Source organism: Streptomyces sp. NPDC051172, from assembly GCF_040682555.1.
Lineage (GTDB): Bacteria > Actinomycetota > Actinomycetes > Streptomycetales > Streptomycetaceae > Streptomyces.
In genome coordinates, this window is sequence record NZ_JBFBBE010000067.1 from 20,669 (window position 1) to 43,897 (window position 23,229).

The window sequence follows — 23,229 nt, forward strand, 5'->3', positions numbered from 1 at the left end:
GTGCGATGGAGACACCGTCGGACTGGGAGGACCGGCTCGCGCGCTGGCAGAACGAGCTGGAGCTGTTCGAGCAGCTGGACGAGAAACCCTGGGTCACACTGGCCAAGGCCGAAGCCGAGACCGGCGTTTCCCGCTCGGCCCTGCGGGCCTGGTACCGCAACGGCGAGATCCAGTCCCGGCTGGTGGACGGCCCGAACGGCCCGCAGCGCCTGGTCCAGCTGGACGCGGTGATCGAGCGCGCCGCCGCCTCCCCGCGCATTCAGCGCCGGGCGGAGCGGGAAATCAGCCTGGAAGCCCAGGTCACCCTGCTACGGCACCGGGTCGACCAGCTGGAGCTGCGGCTGGCCGCGCTGGAGCGCAAGTGACCGCCTGCTGAGCCGTCAGCGAACGACCGTATGGCCGGGAGGACGGTCCGTCACGCTGGGGGCATGGATGTGATCGAGGTGTTGCCGGGCCTGCGGGTGCTCCGCTTCGCGGTGGGGGCGGCCTGTCTGTGGCGGGACGGCGACGAGCTGATCCTGATCTGATCGTGCTGACGCACCGGCAGGAGGAGAGGCGGCGGGGGCGCCGCCGGTGCCGGAGGACTTCGAGGTGCCGATCCGGGCGGCGCTCCCGCCCCTGCCCCCGGCTCCGCCGTGCCGGGTGGACCGGGAGGTGGAGGATGGTGATGTGCTGGACTTCGGCGGCGGCGCAGTGGTGGTGCCGGTGCCCGGACACACGGACGGGTCGGTCGCCCTCCAGTCGCTGCACCGCCTGGCCGAGTTGAAGGTCGACACGGCGGTCTTCCGCCACGGCGACCCGAGTGCCCTGACGACGAGCCGAAGGAGAGCGGTCCATGAGTGCACTCCCCACCGAACGATCCCTGCGCGCCACCCCCGAAGGCCTCCTGTGGGAGCCCAGCGAACGCTGGGTGCGCGGCCGCAAGGGCGAGGCCACCGTCGTCGACAGCCGGCACCCCGTCCTCGTCTGGGAGCCCTCGCTGCCCGTACCGCAGTACGCCTTCCCGCGCGCGGAGGTACGCGAGGACCTCCTGCGCCCCGCGAAGAACCCGCGGACGGGCGCCCACACCGGCTCCAGGATCTTCTACGACCTCGAAGTCGACGGTGAGCTGCTGGAGAACGCCGCCTGGACCTTCCCGGCCGCCGACCTGGCCGAGTACATCGCCTTCGAGTGGTTCCGGCGCAGCGGCCGGGGCCTGGACCACTGGTACGAGGAGGAGGAAGAGATCTTCATCCACCCCCGTGATCCGCACAAGCGGGTGGATGCCATCGCGAGCAGCCGGCATGTCCAGGTGTCGGTCGGCGGCATGCTCCTCGCCGACACCCAACGGCCCGTGCTGCTCTTCGAGACCGGTCTGCCGACCCGCTACTACCTTCCGCGCGAGGACGTCCGCCTCGACCTCCTCGAACCCACCGAACACCGCACCGGCTGCCCCTACAAGGGCACGGCACAGTACTGGTCGGTGCGAGGCGAGGCCGACGTGCCGCCGAACATCGTCTGGAGCTACCCGCAGCCGCTGCCCGCCGTGGGCACGATCAAGGGACTCCTCGCGTTCTACAACGAGGCGGCCGACATCACCGTGGACGGGGAGCACGTGGAGCGCCCCGCCACACCTTTCAGCACGATGCTCAAACAGAGCAGCCGACGTGAGCGAGGGCCTGCCTGAGCAGCACCCCGTGCCCGCCGGGCATCTCGCTCTGCACGGCCTCCGACACGGCCTCCTGCGGGCTGAACCACACCAGGTCCAGGGCGTCCTGCCGGGGCCGGCAGTCGCCGGTGACCGGGACGACGTAGGCCAGGGACACGGCGTGCTGGCGCGGGTCGTGGTACGGCGTGACGCCCAGCGTCGGGAAGTACTCCGCGACCGTGAAGGGCTGCAGCGAGGCCGGGATCCGCGGCAGCGCCACCGGGCCGAGGTCCTTCTCCAGGTGCCGCAGCAGGGCGTCACGGACCCGCTCGTGGTGCAGCACACGACCGGAGACCAGGGTCCGGCTGACCGTCCCGTCCGGGCCGATGCGCAGCAACAGGCCGACGCTGGTGACTTCGCCGCTGTCGTCGACGCGCACGGGCACGGCCTCGACGTACAGGATCGGCATACGGGCGCGTGCCAGCTCGAGGTCGTCGGAGCTGAGCCAGCCCGGCGTGGTTTCGGTCATGTCAGACATTGCTTGATCATACTTTCAGGAGGGGCCGGAAAGGCCGTAGACCCGGCGCGCATTGTGTGCTCCCGCCCACTCGGCGATGCGCAGCGCGTCCGGCAGACTCAGTTCGTCGGCGTCCACCCGGTCCTGCAGCAGACCGGCCAGACCGCGGCGGAAGGCGAGCGCGCCCAGACAGTAGAACTCGCCCACACCGTACGCGTCGGAGCTGTACAGCAGCTTGCGGAACGGTGTGATCTCCAACGCCTCCTCCAGGACTGCCCGGGCGCGCGCCGGGCCGACGTAGTGGAGGGTGAGGCCCACGTCCAGGTACACGTGCTCGAACACCGCGGCCAGATAGGCGGCCTGGCGCTGGTACGGCCAGCAGTGCAGGAGCAGCACCGGGATCGTCCCGGCGGTCAGATGCAGCCAGTCGGTGAGGCGGGTGGGGTCGACGCGGTGCAGCCGGATGTCGTTGTCGCCGAAGCCGGTGTGGAGCTGCAGGGGGAGGCCGAGATCGACCGCGGTCCACAGCAGGTGCCGTATGAGGACCGGATCGTCCAGCCGGCCGCCGCGCGCCGACCAGTGCCGGGCCGCCTCGGTGACCTCCGCCACGGATGGGCGGGCCGGGTCCAGGTCGAAGCCGGTGCGGTACGCGGCCACGGACTTCACCGCCACCACGCCCGGCCGCCGCACGGCCTCCAGCGCGGCCGCCTGGAAGGCGTCGCCGTAGTCGTGGGGCTCGACGCCCTGCGCCACCACCGCTTCGGCGACGCCCTCCAGCCGTACGACCTCGTACGCCGTCCCGCCTGCGGTCTCGGCGAGTTCCGCGGGCGTGGTGAGGCGCTCCGGGGCGTACCCGGTGTCCACGCAGAAGGTGCTTGTCCGCGCGGAGTTGAGGAAGCGGCGATGTACCTCTTGCCAGCCCAACTCGGCTCGCCGGGCCAGGTATTCATCGGGCGGCGCGTGGCGCGGCAGGTCCAGCAGGGGAGCGCAGTGGCGGCGGATCGACACGCCGGCCGGGCTGTCGAAGGGGGAGAGGCCGGGCCAGGCCGCGCCCTCGGTGATCAGGTCCTCGAAGCCCTCCCGGCGCAGGTCGGCGGTGACGACGCCGTGGCAGTGGTGGTCCACCAACTCCAGTGCGTCGAGCGCCTCCTGGACCGGGCCGGCCATCGTCAGTACTTCCAGCGGTAGGCCGCCGCCAGCCGCTCGTCGTCCAGCCCGTGTGCCGCCGCGATCTCCCCTTGTCGTACGGCGATGACGGCGTCCGCGAGGACCGGGCCGAGCGCGGTCCGCAGCAGTTCGTCCTTGCGGAACTCCTCGACGGCTTCGGTGAGCGAGGTCGGCAGGCGGCGGATGCCCCGGACCGCCGCGTCCGCGGGGTCGAGGCGGGCCGGATCGCCGGTGATCTCCTCGGGCAGGGGCGCGGACGAGGTCAGGCCGTCCAGTCCGGCCGCGATGAGGCAGGCGAGGGCGAGATACGGGTTGGCGGCCAGGTCGACCGGTTTGACCTCCAGGTTCGCGGCCTGGTCGCGCAGGCCCGCGGTGCCCGTGACGACCCGTACCGCGGCCTCGCGGGTCTCGCGGCCCCAGGCGGTGAACACCCCGGCCCACTGTGAGGGTTTGAGGCGCAGATAGCTCGCCGGACTGGGCGCGGTCACGGCCGTGAGGGCCGGGAGGCGGGCGAGCACTCCGGCCGCGAACGACTCGGCGTCTGCGGTCATGCCGTAGCGGCCCTCGCCCCCGGAGTGCAGGTTGACGCCGTCGCGCCAGGCGGAGAGGTGGACGTGGCCGCCGTTGCCGACGCCCTGCGCGAAGACCGCCGGGGCGAAGGACACCACCAGCCCGTGGCGCTTGGCCACCGCCCGGACGGTCTGCCGTACCAGCACGCTTCGGTCGGCCGCCGTCACCGGGTCCAGGGCGCTCACCGAGACCTCGAACTGCCCGGCCGCGTACTCCGGATGGATCTGCTCGACATCCACGCCCTGCGCGGCGAGCGCGGCCAGCAGGTCCGCCGTGCAGTCGCTGAGTTCGACCTGGCGGGTGGCGCTGTAGGCGGGGCCCGTGAGCGCGGGCACGAAGTCGCCGCCCTCCGCCGGGCCCTGCCCGACGGCCCACTCGATCTCGATGCCCGCCTTGAAGGTGAGGCCGTACCGGTCGGCGGCCTGCGAGACGACGCGGCGCAGGACCGTGCGGCTGCAGCCCGGGTGCGGTTCGCCCTCCTGGGTGATCCGGTCGACCGGCGCCCATGCCCAGCCGGGCTGCCCGGCCAGGACGACGAGTCGGTCGAGGTCGGGGTAGAGGCGAAGGTCACCGTCCGGGGAGCCCAGGACGTCGGTGGAGACGATGGAGTCGTTCGCCAGGAACGTGTCGAACACCGGTGACATGCCGACGCCCCAGGCCGCCGCCGACGCGAGCCTGGCCGTGGGGATGGTCTTCACCCGGCCGACGCCCGCGGTGTCGACGTAGGCCAGGACGATGCCGTGCACGCCCCGCCCGGACAGTTCGTCGCCGAGCGCGGTGGCCCGTTCGACGTCACCCGGGCGGCCGCCGGGGACGGGGTCGGCAAGGGTCGTCATACGTCCTCCACGCTCGGCACGTCCGTCAGGCTGCTCCGTCAGGGTTTCACGGCCACCGCGCCGAACTGCGGCACCACGGCGGGCGATCCGGGCTCGGCACGCCACTGGGAGCACGACACCAGGCCCGGCTCCAGGAGGTCCAGCCCCTCGAAGAAGGCGGCGATGTCCTCGCCGCTGCGGGCGGTGATCGGCGGGGTGGCGTTCTCGTTCCAGAACTTCATCGCCGGGATCTGGCCCGCGCCGCCCAGGTCGTCGTCGAAGGTGGGATGGGTCAGGACCAGGAAGCTGCCTGAGGGCGCCGCGGCGACGACCTTCCGTACGATCTCGTGCGCCTTCTCCGTGTCCAGCACGAAGTTCAGGATGCCCAGCATCATCACCGCGACCGGACGGCTGAAGTCGAGGGTGCGGGAGGCGCGTTCGAGGATGGCGTCCGGGTCGTGGATGTCGGCGTCGATGTAGTCGGTGACGCCCTCGTGGGTGCCCGTCAGCAGGGTGCGGGCGTGGGCGAGCACGATGGGGTCGTTGTCGACGTAGACGATGCGGGCGTCGGGGGCGATCCGCTGGGCGATCTGGTGGGTGTTGTCCGCGGTCGGCAGCCCCGTGCCGATGTCCAGGAACTGCCGCACCCCGCGCTCCTCGGCCAGGAACCGCACCGCCCGGCCCAGGAACCAGCGGTCCGCGCGGGCGATCTCCCGGATGATCGGGAACATTCCGGCGACGTGTTCGCCGACCTGCTGGTCGACCTCGTAGTTGTCCTTGCCGCCGATCCAGTAGTTCCACACGCGCGCGTTGTGCGCCACACCGGTGTTCAGTCTCGCCGACCCGCCCGGGGTGTGGCTCTCACTCACAACTCTGCTCCTTCTCAACACCTGTGGCCGTCGCCGCCATTGTGCCGCCCGGTGATCACGCTGTCCCGGGAATCGGCCGATCAGGTGTGCGGAACGGGTCGGTTGAACGGCCGTCAGCCGCTCCGGCCGGGACCGTCGACGGGCGTCTCCCTGCTTGGGCACCGAGGCCGAGGTCACCTGGACCGTCCCGCTTGCCGCCCTTGGCGTCGGTCGCGGTGAACTGGTCGCACTTCACCGGCAGTGTCTTCAACCAGGCGAACGAGGCGCTCAGCCGGACGCGGTTGCAGGCGGCGACCTGGTTCCAGTTGCCATCGAGGTCGTGCCCGGTGGTGAGCGCGGCCTGTGCCGTGGCCCGGTGAGACGGGCGGGGCGGTGGGCGTGTTCTCGGCGTGCGGGGAAACGGTGACCTCGGAGGCCGTCGAACCGCCGCGGCCGACGCGGAGGCGAGCAGGCGGAGGGGACGGGACGGACGACGACGGGTCGTGGCGGACGCCTCCGGGGAAGCCGGGAAGAGGTGGCAGAGGTGGCTTTCTTAGCGCACCATCCGCCCCACGGCCCCACCAGCGCACTGGCCCGTCCGGGTGAGCAGGACCGAGCCGTACGGGCAACTCGAAGGTCCCGCCCGGCATTCTGCTACCGGCCAGTACCCCGCCGTGTGACCCAAGCGACGCCTGAGGTACCGTCCCTGCGGGTTCGCCGGCGCGGCAAGGGCGCGGGGCTGTATCGCATGCGGCTCCGCCGCGGGGGCGCGACCGGCCACGACGGCGCCGCAGGTGATCGGCACATCCCGCGGAGCGCTCTGCAGACGGTGTCGAAGGGGGCGGCGGACGCATGGAGTTCCACTCGGTCGACGAGGACAGCGCGGAGCGGGCCGGCACGCGGCTGGAGGGCCTGGCTCCGGAACCCCTGCTGACCCGGGACTACGAGACCCGTCCCGGGCTCGTCTACGAGCGGCTGCGGGAGCGCCACGGGCCGGTCGCGCCGGTCGACCTGCTGGGCGTGCCCGCGTGGCTCGTGCTCGGCTACCGCGAGTCGCTGCAGGTGCTCCAGGACGACGCCTGCTGGCCCAAGGGCCTGGAGAACTGGCGGGCCCGGACGGAGGGCCGGGTGCCCGCCGACTGGCCGCTCGGCCCGTCCCTCGAGGTCAATCACGTGCTGATCCAGGGCGGCCCCGGCTACCGCACGCTGCGCGGGGCCTGGGACACGGCCCTGCGCCCCTTCCAGGACCCACGCAACCCGCAGGCCAAGCGGCTCAAGGCGGCCGTCACCGGGTACGCCGACGAGCTGATCTCCCTGCTCGCTCAGGGCGGCGGCACGGGCACGGCCGACCTGTCGGCGCAGTTCTCCCGTCCGCTGCCGCTGATGGCGGCGAGCCATCTGCTCGGCTTCCCCGGCTCGCAGGGCGACGACGCCCTGATGGACATGTGGCGGGTGCTGGACGCCGGCCCCGATGCCGAACCCGCCCTGGCCCGCCTGCTGGTGACGCTCGGCGAACTGGCCGCCGCCAAGATCGAGAAGCCGGGCGACGACTTCCCCTCCCATCTGCTGGCCGCCCACCCGGACCTCTCCGTCGACGCGTTGGCCCGCGAGTTGTTCATGCTGCTCGGCATGACCTCCGACCATGTCGGCATCCTCATCTCCAACACGGTCGTCGAGGTGATCGCGGGAGGGAACGAGGGCGGGGTCCGCACCACCCTGTCCGCCGGGATGGTGCGCGAGACCATGAACCGTGTGGTCATGCGCAAGCCGCCGCTGGTGAACTTCGTGCCGAGGTTCGCGGCCGCGGACACCCGGCTCGGCAACTACACCATCCACGCCGGTGACCCCGTGTGGGTCTCCTCCGCCGCCGCCCACGCAGACCCCCTCTTCGCCGGCCGGATGGCACCGGGCGCCGGCATCAGCAGCCGCGCGCACCTGTCGTGGGGCGCGGGGTCCCGCCAGTGCCCGGCCCGCGAGCTGGCGTCGACGATCGCGGCGGCGGGCGTCAGCCGTGTCTTCGAACGGTTCGGGCACCTGGAGCTCGCCCTCCCCGTCGACCAACTGCCGTGGCGTTCCTCGCCGTTCATGCGGGGGCTGCGCTCGCTGCCGGTGCGCTACGAACTGTCCGGGCCGCCGCTGCCTCTCGCGCCGGCGCCCGCGGCGGACGTACCGGATGCACCCGCGGTACCGGACCAGGCCGCCAAGCGGCGCTCCTCGCTGTGGCGCTATCTGACGGGCCTGATCCGGTCCGGAAGCTGAGCGTCCGCGCAGCTCGCGTAGGGTGACGGGACCGCCGTAAGCCATCCGGCGCCCCGCCGCGCCCCACCGGAAGCAGGTCATGTCCTCCGCCGCCTCGCCCCTCCTCACCGCCTCCGGCCCGCCCACCGGTTCCGCCGACATACGCCTCGTCGTCACCGACATGGACGGCACGCTGCTCGACGACGCCAAGCGGCTCCCGCCCGGCCTGTGGGAGACGCTGGCCGAGCTGCGCCGGCGCGGTGTGCTGTTCAGCCCGGCGAGCGGGCGGCAGTACGCCACGCTGGCACGGGAGTTCGCCGAGGTCGCCGAGGGCATGGTGTTCATCGCGGAGAACGGCACGTACGTGGTGCGCGACGGCGTGGAGCTCAGCTCGGACCCGCTGGAGCCGGGTGTCGCGGCCCGCGTCGTGCAGGCCGCACGAGAGCTGGTCGCCGAGGGCGTCGACGTGGGCGCCGTCGTCTGCGGCAAGCGCTCCGCCTACGTCGAGCGCAGCGACGAGGCATTCCTGGCGGAGGTGCGCAAGTACTACGTCGAACACCGCGTCGTGGAGGACGCCACCGCGCTCGACGACGACGTCATCAAGGTCGCCCTCTTCGACTTCGGCTCCGCCGCGCACACCACCGCACCCGCGCTGGAGTCCTTCACCGCCACCCTTCCCCGCTCTCGACTTCGCTCGAGCGGGGGGACCCCCATGGTCGTCGTCTCCGGCGAGCACTGGGTCGACGTCATGAACCGCACCGCCAACAAGGGCGCCGCCCTGCGCCGCCTCCAGCGCGAACTGGGTGTCACACCTGCCCAGACCATGGTCTTCGGCGACTACCTCAACGACCTGGAGATGCTCGACGCCGCCGAGTGGTCCTTCGCCATGGCCAACGCCCACCCGGACGTCATCGCCCGGGCCCGCCACCTGGCCCCGTCCAACAACGACAACGGAGTGCTGCGCACGGTCGCGCGCGTGCTGAACCTCTAGCCGGTCGGCTGCGCATACCCGTTCCGCCACGCCCAGGCCGCGATCTCGACCCGGTTCCGGGCGCCCGGTTCGAGCTGGACGCTGGAGAGGTGGGTCTTGACCGTGGAGAGGGAGACATGGCGGTCGGTGAGGGACTCCGTGGGCGGTAGGGGCCGTGCGGGGACGGCGGTCTTCGGGTCAGCCGTGACGTGCCTGAGCAGACGGACTGCCCGCCGCGCCGCGCCCCTCCGTGGCCTGCTGGACCTGGTCGCCCTGCCGGCGCGAAATGCTCGGCTTCATGGTGGTGGACCTGGCCCTCGCCGGTCCGGTCGCGGGGCTCGCCGCCCACCACGTCACCGGCATCCTGGTGCGGACCCAGGTGGCCGCATGATGGCGGAGAGCCGGCCGCTGGAACTGGACCCCGTCCTGGCCGGCGTCGTGCGCGCCGCGACCGAGGCGCTGCCTCCGGGCGCCGCACGGTCGGCGTGCTGCGTGACACCGGGGAGCAGGCCGACCGCCGCCCGGTGGGCGACCCGGCGGGCTTCGCCGGCCTGACGGAAGACTTCGCCGGCCCCATCCCGAAGGCCACCGTGCACCACGACCCCGCCGTCCCCGACGACCTCTCGCACGAGGTGCAGGCGGCAGCCTTCCGGGTCGTGCAGGAGGCACTGACGAACGTGCGGCGGCACCCGACTGCCCGCCGCGGCCCACGGCGGTTGCTTCGGCCTGGGCGGCCTCAAGGAGCGGGTGACCGCACTCGGCGGCGACCTGCCCGCGGGGCCGCGCGCCGGGCCGACTGGGAGGTACGGGCGGTCCTCCCGGCGCGGGTGCGCTGATCTCCGTACTTCGCTCCTCGCCTGAGACTCTGGCCTCGCGGCCGACCCCGGCTGTTCAATGGTGCTGCACAAGTCCGCCCGAGAGGGGAGCAGCCGTGTCTCCTGCCGCCGTGCCGCCCGTCGGCGCACGCATCCGGCAGGCGCGCCTCGCCAAAGGCGTGAGCCTGCGCTCCCTCGCCCGGGAGATCGGCGTCTCGGCGAGCCTGGTCTCCCAGATCGAGACCGGCAAGAGCCAGCCGTCGGTGAGCACGCTGTACGCGATCACCACCGCACTGTCGGTCTCCGTGGAGGCGCTCTTCGACGGGTACGAGGACGAGGCCGCCGCCTCGCCGGTCGTGGCCGCGGCCGCCGCCCCCGCCACCGTCCTGCACGCCCTCGCGGCCTTCGCCGCCGATCCCGGCCGGCGCATCGGACCGCTGGTCACCCCGGGGGAGCGGGAGCTGCTGGAGCTGGATTCGGGGGTCGTATGGGAGCGGCTCGGGCATGTTCCGGGCACGGACGTCGACTTCCTGCTGGTGACCTACCGGCCCGGCGGCTCCTCCTCCAGCTCCGGCGGCCTGATGCGGCACACGGGCACCGAGTACGGCTATGTGACCTCCGGAGAGCTCGTCCTCACCCTCGGCTTCGACGAGTACAGGCTGGGCCCCGGGGACGCCGTCTGTTTCGAGTCGACGACCCCTCACCGCTACCGGAATGACGGAACGGAACCGGCCGTCGGCGTCTGGTTCGTGTTCAGCCAGAGTGTTCAGTAGCACTTGACACCTGCCCGGCCTGGTCGTTCACTCCGGAGTGGGGGTGGTCGCCATGGCGATCCGCACATATGGACCAGGCGCCGTCGACTGGGAAGAGCGCATCGACCTGGACCGGCTGCGCAAGCAGCGCCTGGCCCGGCTCAACGAGACCCTGAACCGCTCCTCGCTCGGCGCGGTGCTCAGCTTCGACTTCGCCAACATCCGCTACATGACCGCCACACACATCGGCACCTGGGCGATGGACAAGCTGATCCGCTTCGCCCTGCTGGTCCGCGGCGGCGAACCGGTCGTCTGGGACTTCGGCTCCGCGGCCCGCCACCACCAGCTCTACAACCCGTGGCTGGACTACAGCGACGGCAAAGACGGCCCACCCACCGGCGCCCGCGCCGGCATCTCCACCCTGCGCGGCGCCTTCCACCCGCAGGCAGGGATCGCCGAGGACGTCGCCCGCAAGATCGCCACCGAGCTGCGCGAGCACGGCCTCGCGAACGAACCCCTCGGCATCGACGTCGCCGAAATGCCGATCCTGGCCGCCCTGCGCGCCGAGGGAATCGACGTCGTCGACGGCCAGCAGGTCTTCCTGGAGGCCCGCCGCACCAAAACCCGCGACGAGATCTCCCTGCTCACCCAGGCCTGCGCGATGGTCGACGCGGCCTACGAGGAGCTGTATGGCTACCTCCGCCCCGGCGTGCGCGAGAACGAGTGCGTGGGCCTCGTCAGCAAGGTCCTCTACGACCTCGGCAGCGAGTACGTCGAAGGCGTCAACGCCATCTCCGGCGAACGCTGTTCACCCCACCCGCACGTCTACAGCGACCGTCTGATCCGCCCCGGCGACCCGGCCTTCTTCGACATCCTGCACAGCCACCTCGGCTACCGCACCTGCTACTACCGCACCTTCGCGGTCGGCAGCGCCTCCCGCGCCCAGCGCGACGCCTACGTCCGCTGCCGCGCGTACATGGACGAGGCCATCGCCCTGGTCCGCCCCGGCGCCACCACCGCCGACATCGTCCAGGTCTGGCCGCGCGCCGAGGAGTTCGGCTTCGCCGACGAGACCGCCGCCTTCGCCCTCCAGTACGGCCACGGGGTCGGCCTGTCCATCTGGGAGAAGCCCATCTTCAGCCGTCTGGTCTCCCTGGACCACCCCGAAGTCCTCGAAGAGGGCATGGTGTTCGCCCTGGAGACCTACTGGCCGGCCGCCGACGGCTGGTCCGCGGCCCGCATCGAGGAGGAACTGGTCGTCACCGCCGACGGCTGCGAGGTCATCACCAAGTTCCCGGCCGAGGAACTGCTCGTCGCGGGCCGCAAGTACTGGACGGTCGGCGGCGAGCTGAACACCCGCCGCGAGGCCCAGTCCCACCTCAACACCCGCAGCAACGGGGGTGCTTGATGGCCGTCCGCGACGAACTGCTCACCCTGTACGAGCAGATGGCCGTCATCCGCCGTACGGAGAAGGCCGCCCACGACCTCTTCCTGTCCGGACTGGTCAAGGGCACCACCCACCTCGCCGCCGGGCACGAGGCGATCGCCGTCGGCGCGAGCGCGGCCCTGCGCCCCGACGACTACGTCTTCGCCACCTACCGCGGCCACCACCACGCCATGGCCCGCGGCGCCACCCCCGAGGAGTGCCTCGCCGAACTCATGCAACGGGCGACGGGGTTGTGCAGGGCCAAGGGCGGCTCCATGCACCTGACCAAGGCCGCGACGAACATGCTCGGCTCGTACGCCATCGTCGGCGCCCACCTGCCGATGGCGGTGGGGGCGGCCTGGTCGGCCCGGCTGCGCGGCAGCGGGCAGCTAGCGGTCGCCTTCTTCGGCGACGGAGCGACCAACATCGGCGCCTTCCACGAGGCGCTCAACCTGGCCGCCGTATGGAAGCTGCCCGTGCTGTTCGTCTGCGAGAACAACCTGTACATGGAGTACACGCCGATCGCCGACGTCACGGCCGTGGCCCGTCCGGCCGCCGACCGGGCGCCGGCGTACGGCATCCCCGGCGAGGTCGTCGACGGCAACGACGTCCTCGCGGTGAAGGAGGCGGTCGCCCGCCTCGCCGAGCGGGCCCGGGAGGGAGACGGGCCCGCCCTGCTGGAGGCCGAGACCTACCGCCACTTCGGGCACAGCCGCGCCGACCCGGCCACCTACCGCCCGGCCGAGGAGGTCGAACGCTGGCTGAAGCACGACCCCTTGGACCTGGCCCGCGGGCGCCTGGTGGAGCTGGGGGTGGACGAGGCGACGGTCACCGCGGCCGACGAGCGCGCCCGTGACGTCGTACGGGAGGCGGTCGAGGCGGCGAAGAACGCGCCGCCGCCCGATCCGGGCGACGCGTTCACCGACGTATGGGCGGACGGAGGTGCGGCATGGCGGACATGAGCGCGGACCGTGACGTCATCACGTACCGCGAGGCGGTCGCCGAGGGCATCGCGCGGGAGATGCGCCGCGACCCGGCCGTCGTCTGCCTCGGCGAGGACATCGGCGAGGCCGGCGGGGTGTTCAAGACGACCGTCGGGCTGCTCAAGGAGTTCGGCCCCCAGCGGGTGTGGGACACGCCGATCTCCGAACAGGCCATCGTGGGCGCGGCGATGGGCGCCGCGATGACCGGGGTGCGACCGGTCGCCGAGATCATGTTCTCCGACTTCCTGGCCTGCTGCTGGGACTACCTCGCCAACGAGATACCGAAGGTCCGGTACATGACGGGCGGACAGGTCACCGTGCCGCTCGTGGTGCGCACCGCCAACGGCGGCGGCCTCGGCTTCGGGGCCCAGCACTCGCAGGCCACCGAGAACTGGGCACTGACCGTCCCGGGGCTGAAGATCGCCGCCCCCGCCACGCCCGCCGACGTCATCGGCATGATGGCGGCGGCCATTCGGAGCGACGACCCCGTGGTCTTCTTCGAGCACAAGGGGCTGCTGGCGAGCAAGGGTGCGCCCGCGCCGCCGGATCATGTGGTCGAGCTGGGCCGCGCGGCGGTGGTGCGCGAGGGCTCCGACATCACTCTCGTCGCCCTTGCCTCCATGGTCCCGGTGGCGCTCCGGGCCGCCTCGCAGCTGTCCGCGGAGGGCATCGACGCCGAGGTCGTCGACCTGCGCTGCCTCGTCCCGCTCGACGTCGCCACCGTCCTCGCCTCCCTCGACAGGACCTCGCGGCTGGTGACCGTGGAGGAGAACCCCTACCAGGGCGGCTGGGGCGCCACTCTCGTGTCGGTCGTCGCCGACGAGGGCTTCGGGCTGCTGGACGCGCCGGTGCGCCGGGTGGCGGGGGAGTGCGTGCCGCTGCCGTTCGCCGACGCGCTGGAGGAGCAAGTCATTCCCACCGTGGACAAGGTCGTGGCGGCGGTGCGGAGTCTCGCCGCGTACTGAACACCCCTGAGGAGGAAGCGCGATGACCGATCGGATACTGCTTCGCGCGGGGCACGTGCTCTCGATGGATCCCTCCGTCGGGGATCTGCCGAGGGGGGACGTCCTCATCGAGGACGGCAGGATCGCCGCGGTACAGCCGGAGATCAGCGCCGACGCCGAGGTCCTCGACATGACCGGCCGCATCGTGGTCCCCGGCTTCGTCGACACCCACCGCCACACCTGGGAGGCCTCGATCCGCGGTGTCGCCCCCGACGCCACCCTCGACGACTACTTCGTCGACATCCTCGACACCTTCGCCCCGCTGTACACCCCCGAGGACGTGTACGCGGCCAACCTCGCCGGCGCCCTGGAGTGCCTCAACGCCGGTATCACCACGCTCGTCGACTGGTCCCACATCAACAACACGCCCGAGCACCCGGACGCCGCGATCCAGGCGCTGACGGAGACCGGCATCCGCGCCCAGTACGCATACGGCAGCGCCAACACCTCCCTCGCCGACTACTGGTTCGAAAGCAAGATTGCGATCCCCGGAGACGACGTACGCCGGATCCGCGCCACGTACTTCTCCTCCGACGACGGTCTGCTGACCATGGCGCTCGCCACCCGAGGCCCCGGCTTCTGCGTGAGTGACGTCGTCACCTCCGAATGGGCCCTCGCCCGCGAGCTGGACATCCCCATCACCGTGCATGTGGCGATGGGGCGCCTCGCCGGCCGCTTCGGCATGGTGAAACAGCTCAACGACCTCGGACTTCTCGGCCCGGACACCACCTACATCCACTGCTGCTACCTGCACGAGGACGAGTGGCAGATGGTCGCCGACAGCGGCGGTACGGTCTCGGTCGCGCCGCAGGTGGAGACCCAGATGGGGCACGGCTGGCCGCCCGTGATGGCGGCGATCGAGCACGGACTGCGACCGTCCCTGAGCATCGACGTCGTCACCACCGTGCCCGGCGACATGTTCACCCAGATACGCGCGGCCTTCGGCGCCGAGCGCGCCCGGGTCAACGCCGACTGCTGGCAGGCCAACATGCCGGTCCCGACCACCATGTTGACGGCACGGCAGATGCTGGAGATCGCGACGAGCAACGGCGCGCATGTCGCGGGACTGGAGCACCGCACCGGTTCTTTGACCCCCGGCAAGCGCGCCGACGTCGTCGCCCTCGACGCCACCGCACTGAACATCGCGCCGGTGCACGACGCGGCGTCCGCGGTCACGCTGTGCGCGGACGTCTCCAACGTGGAGACGGTCATCGTCGACGGAGTCGTCCGCAAGCGCGACGGCAGGCTCACGGCCGACGTCGCACGCGCCCGGCAACTGGTCGAGGAGTCCCGCGACCGGCTGCTCGCGGCGAAGGAAGCGAAGGCGAAGGAGGCGAAGCCGACCGCATGATCCGGCATCTGGTGCGGCGGGCCGCCGACGCGGCCGAGCCGCCGTACGACGCGCACGGCCACCGGCGCCGCACCCTGGTCGGCGAGGACGACGGCAGCGTGCACACCGGCTTCGGCCTGTGCGAACTGCGGCCCGACGGCGGGGTATCGGCGCATGTGCACTCCTACGAGGAGAGCTTCCACATCCTCGACGGGACCGTGATCCTCGACGTCCCCGACGGCTCGTACCTCCTGGAGGAGGGCGACTACGGCATCCTCCCGACCGGCGTCCCGCACGCCTGGCGCGGCGCCGGGGACACGCCCGCACGCTGGGCGGACATGCTGGCGCCGGTCCCGCGGGCACGCTATGGCCACGACACCCAGGCCGTGCGCGACCTGCCCGCGCGCAACCCCGTCCGCATCGACGTCCGCGACCCGCGCACCCGCACCTTCGGCCACTTCGAGACGGCCCAGATGGACCCCGGCAAACAGTCCCAGGACCTTCTCGCGGTCTCGGCGAGCATGCGCACCGCGCTGCTCGTCTACAGCGGCATCACGGTCAAGATGATGGTCGACAGCGACCTCGGCGCGGTCGCCTCGACGATGTTCATGGTCCAGTACGCGCCGGACGGCGTCGCCGGCACCCACGACCACCCCTTCGAGGAGACGTACTACTTCCTGGAAGGCGAGGCGGACGCGGTGTTCGACGGCGAGCGCCATCGGCTCGGCCCCGGCGACTGCGCGTGGGCGGGCGCGGGCTGCGTGCACGGCTTCGCCAACGCCGGTACGGGGCCGCTGCGTTGGCTGGAGACCCAGGCGCCGCAGCCGCCGCCGCGCCACTCGTACCGGTTCACGCGGGACTGGGAGTACCTGAGGGAGGCCCTGGAGTCATGAGCAGCGTCGTTGTCGTCGGTGGCACGTCGGGCATCGGCCGCGAGTTCGCCCGGGTCCGGGCCGAGCGGGGCGACGACGTCGTCCTCACCGGCCGCGACCCCGACCGCACCGAAGCCGTGGCCAAGGAGGTCGGCGCGCGAGGCCTCGCCCTCGACCTGTCCCGGCCGCGCGAGATCGCCGCGGCTCTGGCGGACGTCGGCCGCGTCGACCACTTGGTCCTCGCAGGCGTCTCCCGCGACGAGAACCGGGCCACGGACTACGACATCACCGCCGCCCTTCGCCTCGTCACGCTCAAGCTCGTCGGCTACACCGAGGTCGTGCACGTGCTGCGGCCGCGCATGACCGACGACAGCGCGATCGTCATCTTCGGCGGTCAGGCCAAGGAGCGCCCCTACCCCGGCGCCACCACGGTGGCCACGGTCAACGCGGGCGTGCGCGGCCTGGTGAACACCCTCGCGGTGGAACTCGCACCGGTCCGCGTCAACGCCGTCCATCCCGGAGTCGTGGGCGACAGCCCCTACTGGCAGTCCAAGCCGGAGGAGGTCCTGGCCGCCCTGCGCGCCAGGACCCCGACCGGACGGCTCGCCACCGTGGCGGACGTCGTGGACTCAGTGGACTTCCTGCTGCGCAACCGGTCCGTCAATGCAGTGGAGTTGAGCGTGGACGGGGGGTGGCTGCTGGGGTGAGCGACACCGGGACGAGCGCTGCGCGACCGCGCGTCGCGATGATCGGCACCGGCCGGATGGGCGCAGCCATGGCCATACGACTGGGCGAGGCAGGCTTCGCGGTGACGGCGTACAACCGCACCCGCGCCAAGGCCGAGGCGACCGGGGCGGCGGTCGCCGGCACGCCCCGCCAGGCGGCCGCGGCCGCGGACGTCGTCCTCGTCTCCCTGGCCGACGACACGGCCGTACGAGAGGCGTACGGCGGGGAGAACGGCTTCGCCGCCGGGCTGCGCGCAGGGGCGGTGGTCGTGGAGACCAGCACCGTCGCCCCCGAGACGGTGACCGCGCTGGCACCCCTGGTCGAGAAGGCGGGCGCGGTCCTGCTGGACGCCCCTGTCTCCGGCAGCGTCGTCTTCGTCGAGCAGGGCAGGCTCACCGTCATGGCGGGAGGGGACGTATCGGCTCTTGAACAGGCCCGACCCGTGCTGGACGTCCTGGCATCCCACGTCGTCCACGTCGGTCCCGCCGGCACCGGCGCGGCGATGAAGCTGGCCGTCAACTCCCTTCTCCTCGGCCTCAACCAGGCCCTCTCGGAGGCGCTCGTCCTCGCCGAGCGAGCCGGGGTGGCCCGGGAGTCGGCGTACGAGGTGTTCGCGGCCGGTGCCGCAGGGGCGCCGTTCGTGCAGTACAAGAAGGACGCGTATCTGCACCCGGAGAGTGCGACGGTCGCCTTCACCCTCGAACTCGTCGCCAAGGACCTCGACCTGGCCCTCGCTCTCGCCGAGCGCGTCGGCGCACCCATGCAACAGGCCGGCGCCAACAGGCGATCGGTGGCTGAAGCTTTGGAACAAGGCTTGGGACAGCGCGACTTGAGCGCACTGGCGGACTTCCTCCGCGGTGACCGGCGTCCCTGAGTCAGCCCTTGACGCCGACGCCCCCGTACAGCGACACGGGGCCCTCGCCGTCCGGTGTCTCGTCCACGGCGAGCTCGGGATGCCAGTCCACCACGGACACGATCCCCGGCTCGATCAGGTCAAGTCCCTTGAAGAAGCCGCCCATTTCGGTGTGCGTGCGGGCCACCAGGGTCACTCCGCCCGCCGCGTAGGCCTCGATGCCCCGGCGTACGTTCTCCGGCTCGAAGTCCGCCGTCATCGCGGACAGGACCAGGCAGCTGCCCGGCGCCAGAGCGTCGACGAGGGTGCCCACCAGGTCGTAGGCGCCGTCCTCGTCCGCGATGAAGTGCAGCAGGGCGATCAGGGACAGGGCGATCGGGCGGTCGAAGTCGAGGATGCGGCCCGCCTGTTCGAGGATCGCAGCGGGGTCACGGGCGTCGGCCTGCAGGTACTCCGTGACGCCCTCCGGGGTGCCGCGCAGCAGGGCACCCGCGTGCGCGAGGACGATCGGGTCGTTGTCGACGTAGACGACGCGCGCGTCCGGTGCTTCGCGCTGGGCGATCTGGTGGAGGTTGGGCTCGGTGGGTATACCCGTGCCGATGTCGAGGAACTGGCGGATTCCCGACTGCTGGACGAGCCTGCGCGTGGCGCGCTGCATGAAGCGGCGGTTGGCGCGGGCGGCCCGCGGCGCGTCGCCCTGCATGGACGCGATCTGCCTGCCCAGCTGCTCGTCGACGGGGTAGTTGTCCTTGCCGCCGAGGTACCAGTCGTAGACGCGGGCCGGGTGCGGCCTGGTCGTGTCGATCCGCGGTGCGGCCGGCTCGGTCCCCGTCACGTGACGCTCCTCTGCTCGACAGGCCCAAAAGGCGTGCGTGCGAGCAGTGTTACACGATCATGCCGCGCGGCGGAGACTGTCTTCGGCCACCTCCTTGTCGAGCGCCGCCCGCACCAACGCTGCGGCGAGCACGGCAGGTTCGGTGTTCCCGGCGAGCTTCACCAGCCGGTCCGGGTCCTTCGGCAGGCCCAGCCGCTCCGCTCCGTCGAGCGCCTTGCGGTCCAGATAGGGTGCGGCTTCCGGCCACACCCGCTGGACCTCGCGCAGGAAGATGTCGGCGCCGGCCGGGCCCAGGCCCGGCACTTCCTGGAGCAGCCGGCGAAGTTCGTCGACATCGCCGTCCGCCTCCTTCCGCATCCGGCGCAGATCCCCGCCCCACCGCTCCGTCAACAGCACGGCGCCGTCGCCGAGTTGAGTGGCGGTGCGCTCGTCGTAGCGTCGGTAGCCGCCGCGGCCCAGCGCGTCCGCCCGCCGCTGCCAGTCGGCCTCGGCCATCCGGCGCGGGTCGCGCAGCCCAGCCCGGTACAGCTCGCGGGCGGAGCCGACGGCGATGGACCCGCGGATGCGGGCACTGAGCAGCAGTGCAAGGACCAGCAGCCGGTACAGCGGCTGCGGGGTGTCCTTGAGCCTGATGCCCGCCTCCTCGGCGAACGTCCGCCCATGTGCGCGCACCAGTTCGCGGACGACGTCCTGCTGGTCGCTCATGGCTTCAGCGGGTCATGGCCGATCGTCATCAGCCGGTGCCGGCGGTCGGTGTCCTCGGCCGCCGGCTCGTTCTCCAGGTCCGACTCCTCCGTGACCGTGTCCACGACCTCGTACATCACCCGGACGTCGTCGTCCGTGAGGTCCGTGCGCCGCTTCTGCAGGATCGCGAGGACGTGCTGCCCGGTGGGCGAGCCCGCCTGCTCGGGCAGGGGCTCCGTGTTCTCGTCGGCGTCGCTCACCCGCAGCCAGGCGGCGAGCTCCTGGGAGGTCATGTTCACCGCGCGGTGGAAATCGTCCCACAGCGCGTCCAGTTCGAGGGCGTCGGTCATCGAGTGCCCCTTCCGTACGTGCATGGTCCGGCCGTCGACGGGTCAGTCCTCGCGAGGCCAGTTCTCCGCGTCGAACATCCACCGCTGCTTCTCGAGCTCCGCGGTGAGGGAGATCAGCAGGTCCTGGGTGACGGGATCCGGCTCCGCGGTCGCGGAGATGCGCTCGCGCAGCCGTCCGATCGCCGCCTCCAGCGCGTCCGCGATCAGCTGGACGACGTCCGTGTCGCGCACCCAGCCGTCCTTCGGACTCGGCAGCGTGTAGGCCGCCGCGATCGTCTCGGGCCGGCCGTCGGGCGGCAGGCCGAGCGCCGAGGAGCGCTCCGCGACCGTGTCGGCGTACGTGCGTGCCGTGGCCACCACCTCGTCGAGCTGAAGGTGGATCGAGCGGAACCGCGGGCCCACGATGTTCCAGTGCACCTGCTTTGCGATCAGTGAGAGCCCGAGAAGATCCACGAGAGTGCTCTGCAGCGCGTCACCGGCGATCTTGCGGGCCGGTTCCGGAAGTGTGCTCTTCACCGCAGTCATCAGGGCGTTTCTCCTTCCAGCCGTTGCGGTCACTCCACGCGATCTCGGGTGCCCATGGCGAAGTGCTGCAAACAAGGCGCGGGCCGCCAGCGCGGTGTCTCAGTCCGTGAGTACGCCGTCCAGGAACCGGGACAGATCCGCGAAGACCTCGGCCTTGTTGGTCTCGTTGAACACCTCGTGCCGGGCACCGGGATAGATCCGCTCGGTGAGGTTGCCACCGCTGAGCTGCTCGACGCCGACGCGGCTCCCGGGGAGCGGGACCAGCCGGTCGTCCTCGCCGTGCAGCCACAGCAGCGGCAGCCGGCCGACATCACCGTTCTTGGCGACGCTCTCCAGCGTCCGGGCGAACGCCTCCACGGTCGGCCGCTTCATCGGACCGTGCCAGACCAGCGGATCGGCCACGTACGCCGCCCCGACCGCCGCATCCCGGGACAGCGAGGCCGGACTGACCGGCGTGTCGGGGATCTCGTCGAGCGCGAGCAGCTGTCCCGGCAGCTCCCACGCGCCGATCACCGGGCCGGACAGCACGAGCGCCGCGAGCCCGTCGCCGTGGCGCTGGGCGTAACGGGCCGAGATCAGCCCGCCCATGGAATGCCCGATCAGCACGACCGGCAGCCCCGGGTACGCGGACCGTGCCATCTCCGTCACGAGGTGGACGTCACCGACCACGTCCTCGAAGTCCTCGACCACCACCCGCTCGCCCGCCGACCTGCCATGCCCCGCATGATCGGGCGCGAAGACCGCGGCTCCGTGCTCGACCAGTACACCGGCCAGTTCCTCGTACCGGCCGGCGTGCTCCCCGTAGCCGTGCACGACCAGCGCCACATACCGGGGCCGCTCCCGGGGCCACTCGCGTACGGCGATCGAACCGTGGCTCCCTGTGACGACGTGCTCGCGGGCGTCGGTCATTGTCTCCTCCAGCTGCATCGGTGAAGGTTTCGGTCTGTGGTTTCGGTTCTGTGGTTCCAGGGGTGGCCTGGTGACTTCCCGGGATCTTCCCAGGCGACGCGGCGGCGGTCTACACTCCAAAACTAGCAGCGCTAATTAAGTGAGCCGTCGGTCAGGAGTCCTGTCGTGCGCCCCGTCCACTTCGCGGCCGCCCGCCGCACCCCCATCGGAAAGCTGCGCGGAGCTCTGTCCTCCGTGCGCCCCGACGACCTGGCCGCGCACGTGATCCGGTCCCTCGTCGCGGAGGTCCCCGCCCTCGACCCGGCGCGCATCGACGACGTGTACTGGGGCGCCGCCAACCAGGCGGGCGAGGACAACCGCAACGTCGCGCGCATGGCCGCCCTGCTCGCCGGCCTCCCCGAATCCGTCCCCGGCGCCACGGTCAACCGCCTGTGCGCCTCCGGCCTGGAGGCGGTGACGACGGCCGCCCGCACCATCGCCGCCGGAGAGGCCGACATCGTCCTCGCGGGCGGCTCCGAGTCGATGAGCCGCGCCCCCTTCGTCCTGCCCCGCCCCGACGAGGCCCTCCCGCACCGCATCGAGACCGTCGACACCCGCCTCGGCTGGCGCCTGGTCAACCCGGCGATGAAGGACCTCCACGGCCTGCTGTCCATGGGCGAGACCGCGGAGGAGGTCGCCGACCGCTACGGCATCACCCGCGAACGCCAGGACGAGTTCGCCCTGCGCAGCCACCAACGCGCCGCGGACGCCCGCAAGAACGGCCACTTCGACGACGAACTCCTGCCGGTGGAACGCCCCGACGGCGTGCTCGTCTCCGCCGACGAATGCATCCGCGAGGACACGTCCTACGAGAAACTCTCCCGCCTGAAGCCCGTCTTCCGCGCCGGAGGCACGGTCACCGCGGGCAATGCCTCCCCGATGAACGACGGCGCCGCCGGCCTCCTCCTGGTCAGCGAGGAAGCCCTCAACGACCTGGGCCTGGAATCCCTGGGCCGCTACGTCGCCGGCGCCTCGGCCGGAGTCCACCCCGATGTGATGGGCATCGGCCCGGTCCCCGCCACCCGCAAGGCCCTGGCCCGCGCCGACTGGACCATCGCCGACGTCCAGGAGGCCGAATTCAACGAGGCGTTCGCCGCCCAGGCCCTCGCCTGCGTCGACCGGCTCGGCATCGATCCCGACCTGGTCAACCCGAGCGGCGGCGCGATCGCCCTGGGGCATCCGCTGGGTTGCTCCGGTGCGCGGATTCTCACGACGCTGCTGCACCGGATGCGGCGGACCGGGGCGGAACGGGGGCTGGCGACGATGTGTGTGGGGGTGGGACAGGGGAGTGCGGTGCTGGTGGAGCGGCACTAAGCCGCCTGCCACATCTGCTGTCTTTTGCCTGCGGCTTCGTTGTGGCCGGTCGCGCCCACGCGGCGGAGCCGCACATCGATACAGCCCCGCGCCCCTGAAGGGGTGCTTCTTGGACGCCGGTCCGTGCACCTCAGCCCGTCCGGCGTTTGAGGACGAGGCCGTTCAGGCCGACAGCGGGGGCCTGGGGGCGGCAGCCCCCAGCGGCGGCCACACCACCGCCGGGTGCCAACCAGCGAGACGGTACTTACCCGCCCCGTTGGCTGCACATAGCATCGGTCCCCGCATGAACACGATGACGCTCTGGCACATAACCGGCTGGGAGTTCGCCGCCCTCGCCTGCGCAGCCCTCCTCGTCGGCTTCTCCAAGACCGCCGTGAGCGGGGCCAACACGGTGAGCCTCGCCATCTTCGCGGCGGTGCTGCCCGCCCGCGCCTCCACCGGCGTACTCCTGCCGATCCTGATCGTCGGCGACGTCCTGGCCGTCCTCACTTACCGGCGGCACGCCCACTGGCCCACGCTGTGGCGGCTGTTCCCCGCGGTCGCGGCGGGCGTGGTGGTCGGCACGGTGTTCCTTATGTGGGCCGACGACGGGATCGTACGGACGTCGATCGGCGCGATCCTGCTGCTGATGGCGGGCGTCACGGTGTGGCGGCGGCGCACGGCGGAGGCCGACGAGGAGCCGGACTCGGTGGCCACGAGGTCCGGCCGGGTCAAGGCCCGCTCGTACGGCGTGCTCGGCGGCTTCACTACGATGGTCGCCAACGCGGGCGGTCCGGTGATGTCGATGTATCTGCTGTCGGCGGGCTTCCGGAAGCTCGGTTTCCTGGGCACGTCGGCGTTCTTCTTCCTGATCGTGAACGTGTCGAAGGTGCCCTTCAGTGCCGGCCTCGGCCTGATCGACGGCCGCTCGCTGTTCCTTGACGCCGCACTCGCGGTGTTCGTCTTGCCCGGTGCGTTGTTCGGCAAATGGGCTGTGAACCGAATCAACCAGCGCCTCTTCGAACAACTCGTGATCGCCGCGACGATCGTGGGCGGCCTGCAGCTGCTGCTGCGCTGACGG

23 protein-coding genes and 3 pseudogenes are annotated in these 23,229 nt (G+C 71.7%); 16 read left to right on the top strand and 10 right to left on the bottom strand.

The window, feature by feature from the left end; genetic code table 11:
- Window positions 1-5: 5 nt before the first annotated feature.
- The 3 genes and pseudogenes from AB0N07_RS32245 to AB0N07_RS32255 all read left to right on the top strand — a co-directional run bounded on the left by AB0N07_RS32245 (window position 6) and on the right by AB0N07_RS32255 (window position 1,666).
- Window positions 6-365, top strand: a complete 360-nt coding sequence (locus tag AB0N07_RS32245) for an excisionase (RefSeq protein ID WP_365841115.1) — start codon at window positions 6-8, stop codon at window positions 363-365.
- A 63-nt stretch (window positions 366-428) separates the two neighbouring features.
- Window positions 429-801: pseudogene (locus AB0N07_RS32250) on the top strand (MBL fold metallo-hydrolase); the annotation flags it as partial.
- A gap of 34 nt (window positions 802-835) precedes the next feature.
- Window positions 836-1,666 carry a DUF427 domain-containing protein gene (locus AB0N07_RS32255; RefSeq protein ID WP_365841117.1) on the top strand — a complete coding sequence of 277 codons (831 nt, stop codon included), beginning with the start codon at window positions 836-838 and terminating at the stop codon, window positions 1,664-1,666.
- On the opposite strand, the gene AB0N07_RS32260 is transcribed toward AB0N07_RS32255, so the two are convergent.
- The 4 genes from AB0N07_RS32260 to AB0N07_RS32275 are packed head-to-tail and all read right to left on the bottom strand — an operon-like array spanning window position 1,629 to window position 5,565.
- The gene (locus AB0N07_RS32260) at window positions 1,629-2,165 is read right to left on the bottom strand and encodes an NUDIX hydrolase family protein (RefSeq protein WP_115910498.1); all 537 of its coding nucleotides are present in this window, start codon (window positions 2,163-2,165) and stop codon (window positions 1,629-1,631) included. The genes AB0N07_RS32255 and AB0N07_RS32260 overlap by 38 nt on opposite strands.
- Before the next feature lie 15 nt (window positions 2,166-2,180).
- The gene (locus tag AB0N07_RS32265; protein WP_365841119.1) at window positions 2,181-3,311 is read right to left on the bottom strand and encodes an amidohydrolase family protein; all 1,131 of its coding nucleotides are present in this window, start codon (window positions 3,309-3,311) and stop codon (window positions 2,181-2,183) included.
- 2 nt (window positions 3,312-3,313) lie between these two features.
- Entirely contained in the window at window positions 3,314-4,717 is a 1,404-nt protein-coding gene (locus tag AB0N07_RS32270; RefSeq protein WP_365841121.1) for a glutamine synthetase family protein, read from the bottom strand.
- A 38-nt stretch (window positions 4,718-4,755) separates the two neighbouring features.
- The gene (locus tag AB0N07_RS32275) at window positions 4,756-5,565 is read right to left on the bottom strand and encodes an SAM-dependent methyltransferase (RefSeq protein ID WP_365841123.1); all 810 of its coding nucleotides are present in this window, start codon (window positions 5,563-5,565) and stop codon (window positions 4,756-4,758) included.
- Window positions 5,566-6,396: 831 nt separating this feature from the next.
- On the opposite strand from AB0N07_RS32275, the gene AB0N07_RS32280 reads away from it, so the two are divergent.
- The gene (locus tag AB0N07_RS32280; RefSeq protein ID WP_365841125.1) at window positions 6,397-7,803 is read left to right on the top strand and encodes a cytochrome P450; all 1,407 of its coding nucleotides are present in this window, start codon (window positions 6,397-6,399) and stop codon (window positions 7,801-7,803) included.
- A 79-nt stretch (window positions 7,804-7,882) separates the two neighbouring features.
- Window positions 7,883-8,773, top strand: coding sequence for a Cof-type HAD-IIB family hydrolase (locus tag AB0N07_RS32285; RefSeq protein ID WP_365841127.1), 891 nt, complete (start codon window positions 7,883-7,885; stop codon window positions 8,771-8,773).
- On the opposite strand, the pseudogene AB0N07_RS32290 reads toward AB0N07_RS32285, so the two are convergent.
- Window positions 8,770-8,889 (bottom strand): annotated as a pseudogene (locus AB0N07_RS32290) (DNA-binding response regulator); the annotation flags it as partial. The gene AB0N07_RS32285 and the pseudogene AB0N07_RS32290 overlap by 4 nt on opposite strands.
- A gap of 206 nt (window positions 8,890-9,095) precedes the next feature.
- On the opposite strand from AB0N07_RS32290, the pseudogene AB0N07_RS32295 reads away from it, so the two are divergent.
- The 9 genes and pseudogenes from AB0N07_RS32295 to AB0N07_RS32335 all read left to right on the top strand — a co-directional run.
- Window positions 9,096-9,588: pseudogene (locus tag AB0N07_RS32295) on the top strand (sensor histidine kinase); the annotation flags it as partial.
- A gap of 95 nt (window positions 9,589-9,683) precedes the next feature.
- Window positions 9,684-10,340: a cupin domain-containing protein gene (locus tag AB0N07_RS32300; RefSeq protein ID WP_365841129.1), complete on the top strand. Its 657-nt coding sequence runs from the start codon at window positions 9,684-9,686 to the stop codon at window positions 10,338-10,340.
- Between the two features lie 52 nt (window positions 10,341-10,392).
- Window positions 10,393-11,727: a Xaa-Pro peptidase family protein gene (locus tag AB0N07_RS32305; RefSeq protein WP_365841131.1), complete on the top strand. Its 1,335-nt coding sequence runs from the start codon at window positions 10,393-10,395 to the stop codon at window positions 11,725-11,727.
- Window positions 11,727-12,707 (top strand): thiamine pyrophosphate-dependent enzyme, encoded by a 981-nt coding sequence (locus tag AB0N07_RS32310; protein WP_365841133.1) that lies wholly within the window; start codon window positions 11,727-11,729, stop codon window positions 12,705-12,707. Before AB0N07_RS32305 ends, AB0N07_RS32310 begins: the two co-directional genes overlap by 1 nt.
- Window positions 12,695-13,693 (top strand): alpha-ketoacid dehydrogenase subunit beta, encoded by a 999-nt coding sequence (locus AB0N07_RS32315; RefSeq protein ID WP_365841135.1) that lies wholly within the window; start codon window positions 12,695-12,697, stop codon window positions 13,691-13,693. Before AB0N07_RS32310 ends, AB0N07_RS32315 begins: the two co-directional genes overlap by 13 nt.
- A gap of 22 nt (window positions 13,694-13,715) precedes the next feature.
- Window positions 13,716-15,083 carry an amidohydrolase family protein gene (locus AB0N07_RS32320; protein ID WP_365841137.1) on the top strand — a complete coding sequence of 456 codons (1,368 nt, stop codon included), beginning with the start codon at window positions 13,716-13,718 and terminating at the stop codon, window positions 15,081-15,083.
- Entirely contained in the window at window positions 15,080-15,955 is an 876-nt protein-coding gene (locus AB0N07_RS32325; RefSeq protein WP_365841139.1) for a cupin domain-containing protein, read from the top strand. Before AB0N07_RS32320 ends, AB0N07_RS32325 begins: the two co-directional genes overlap by 4 nt.
- Window positions 15,952-16,641 carry an SDR family oxidoreductase gene (locus AB0N07_RS32330; RefSeq protein WP_365841141.1) on the top strand — a complete coding sequence of 230 codons (690 nt, stop codon included), beginning with the start codon at window positions 15,952-15,954 and terminating at the stop codon, window positions 16,639-16,641. The genes AB0N07_RS32325 and AB0N07_RS32330 overlap by 4 nt, the downstream gene beginning before the upstream one ends.
- The gene (locus AB0N07_RS32335; RefSeq protein WP_365841143.1) at window positions 16,638-17,534 is read left to right on the top strand and encodes an NAD(P)-dependent oxidoreductase; all 897 of its coding nucleotides are present in this window, start codon (window positions 16,638-16,640) and stop codon (window positions 17,532-17,534) included. Before AB0N07_RS32330 ends, AB0N07_RS32335 begins: the two co-directional genes overlap by 4 nt.
- Before the next feature lies 1 nt (window position 17,535).
- On the opposite strand, the gene AB0N07_RS32340 is transcribed toward AB0N07_RS32335, so the two are convergent.
- The 5 genes from AB0N07_RS32340 to AB0N07_RS32360 form a co-directional block, all read right to left on the bottom strand.
- Window positions 17,536-18,348, bottom strand: coding sequence for an SAM-dependent methyltransferase (locus tag AB0N07_RS32340; protein ID WP_365841145.1), 813 nt, complete (start codon window positions 18,346-18,348; stop codon window positions 17,536-17,538).
- A gap of 57 nt (window positions 18,349-18,405) precedes the next feature.
- Window positions 18,406-19,053, bottom strand: a complete 648-nt coding sequence (locus AB0N07_RS32345) for an endonuclease (RefSeq protein WP_365841147.1) — start codon at window positions 19,051-19,053, stop codon at window positions 18,406-18,408.
- Window positions 19,050-19,382: a DUF3140 domain-containing protein gene (locus AB0N07_RS32350; RefSeq protein WP_365841149.1), complete on the bottom strand. Its 333-nt coding sequence runs from the start codon at window positions 19,380-19,382 to the stop codon at window positions 19,050-19,052. Before AB0N07_RS32350 ends, AB0N07_RS32345 begins: the two co-directional genes overlap by 4 nt.
- 42 nt (window positions 19,383-19,424) lie before the next feature.
- Window positions 19,425-19,907, bottom strand: coding sequence for a DNA starvation/stationary phase protection protein (locus AB0N07_RS32355; RefSeq protein ID WP_365841151.1), 483 nt, complete (start codon window positions 19,905-19,907; stop codon window positions 19,425-19,427).
- Between the two features lie 99 nt (window positions 19,908-20,006).
- Window positions 20,007-20,816 carry a lysophospholipase gene (locus AB0N07_RS32360; protein ID WP_365841153.1) on the bottom strand — a complete coding sequence of 270 codons (810 nt, stop codon included), beginning with the start codon at window positions 20,814-20,816 and terminating at the stop codon, window positions 20,007-20,009.
- A 165-nt stretch (window positions 20,817-20,981) separates the two neighbouring features.
- On the opposite strand from AB0N07_RS32360, the gene AB0N07_RS32365 reads away from it, so the two are divergent.
- Both AB0N07_RS32365 and AB0N07_RS32370 read left to right on the top strand, forming a co-directional pair.
- Window positions 20,982-22,169: a thiolase family protein gene (locus AB0N07_RS32365; protein ID WP_365841155.1), complete on the top strand. Its 1,188-nt coding sequence runs from the start codon at window positions 20,982-20,984 to the stop codon at window positions 22,167-22,169.
- A 283-nt stretch (window positions 22,170-22,452) separates the two neighbouring features.
- Window positions 22,453-23,226, top strand: coding sequence for a sulfite exporter TauE/SafE family protein (locus AB0N07_RS32370; protein ID WP_365841157.1), 774 nt, complete (start codon window positions 22,453-22,455; stop codon window positions 23,224-23,226).
- Window positions 23,227-23,229: the final 3 nt, after the last annotated feature.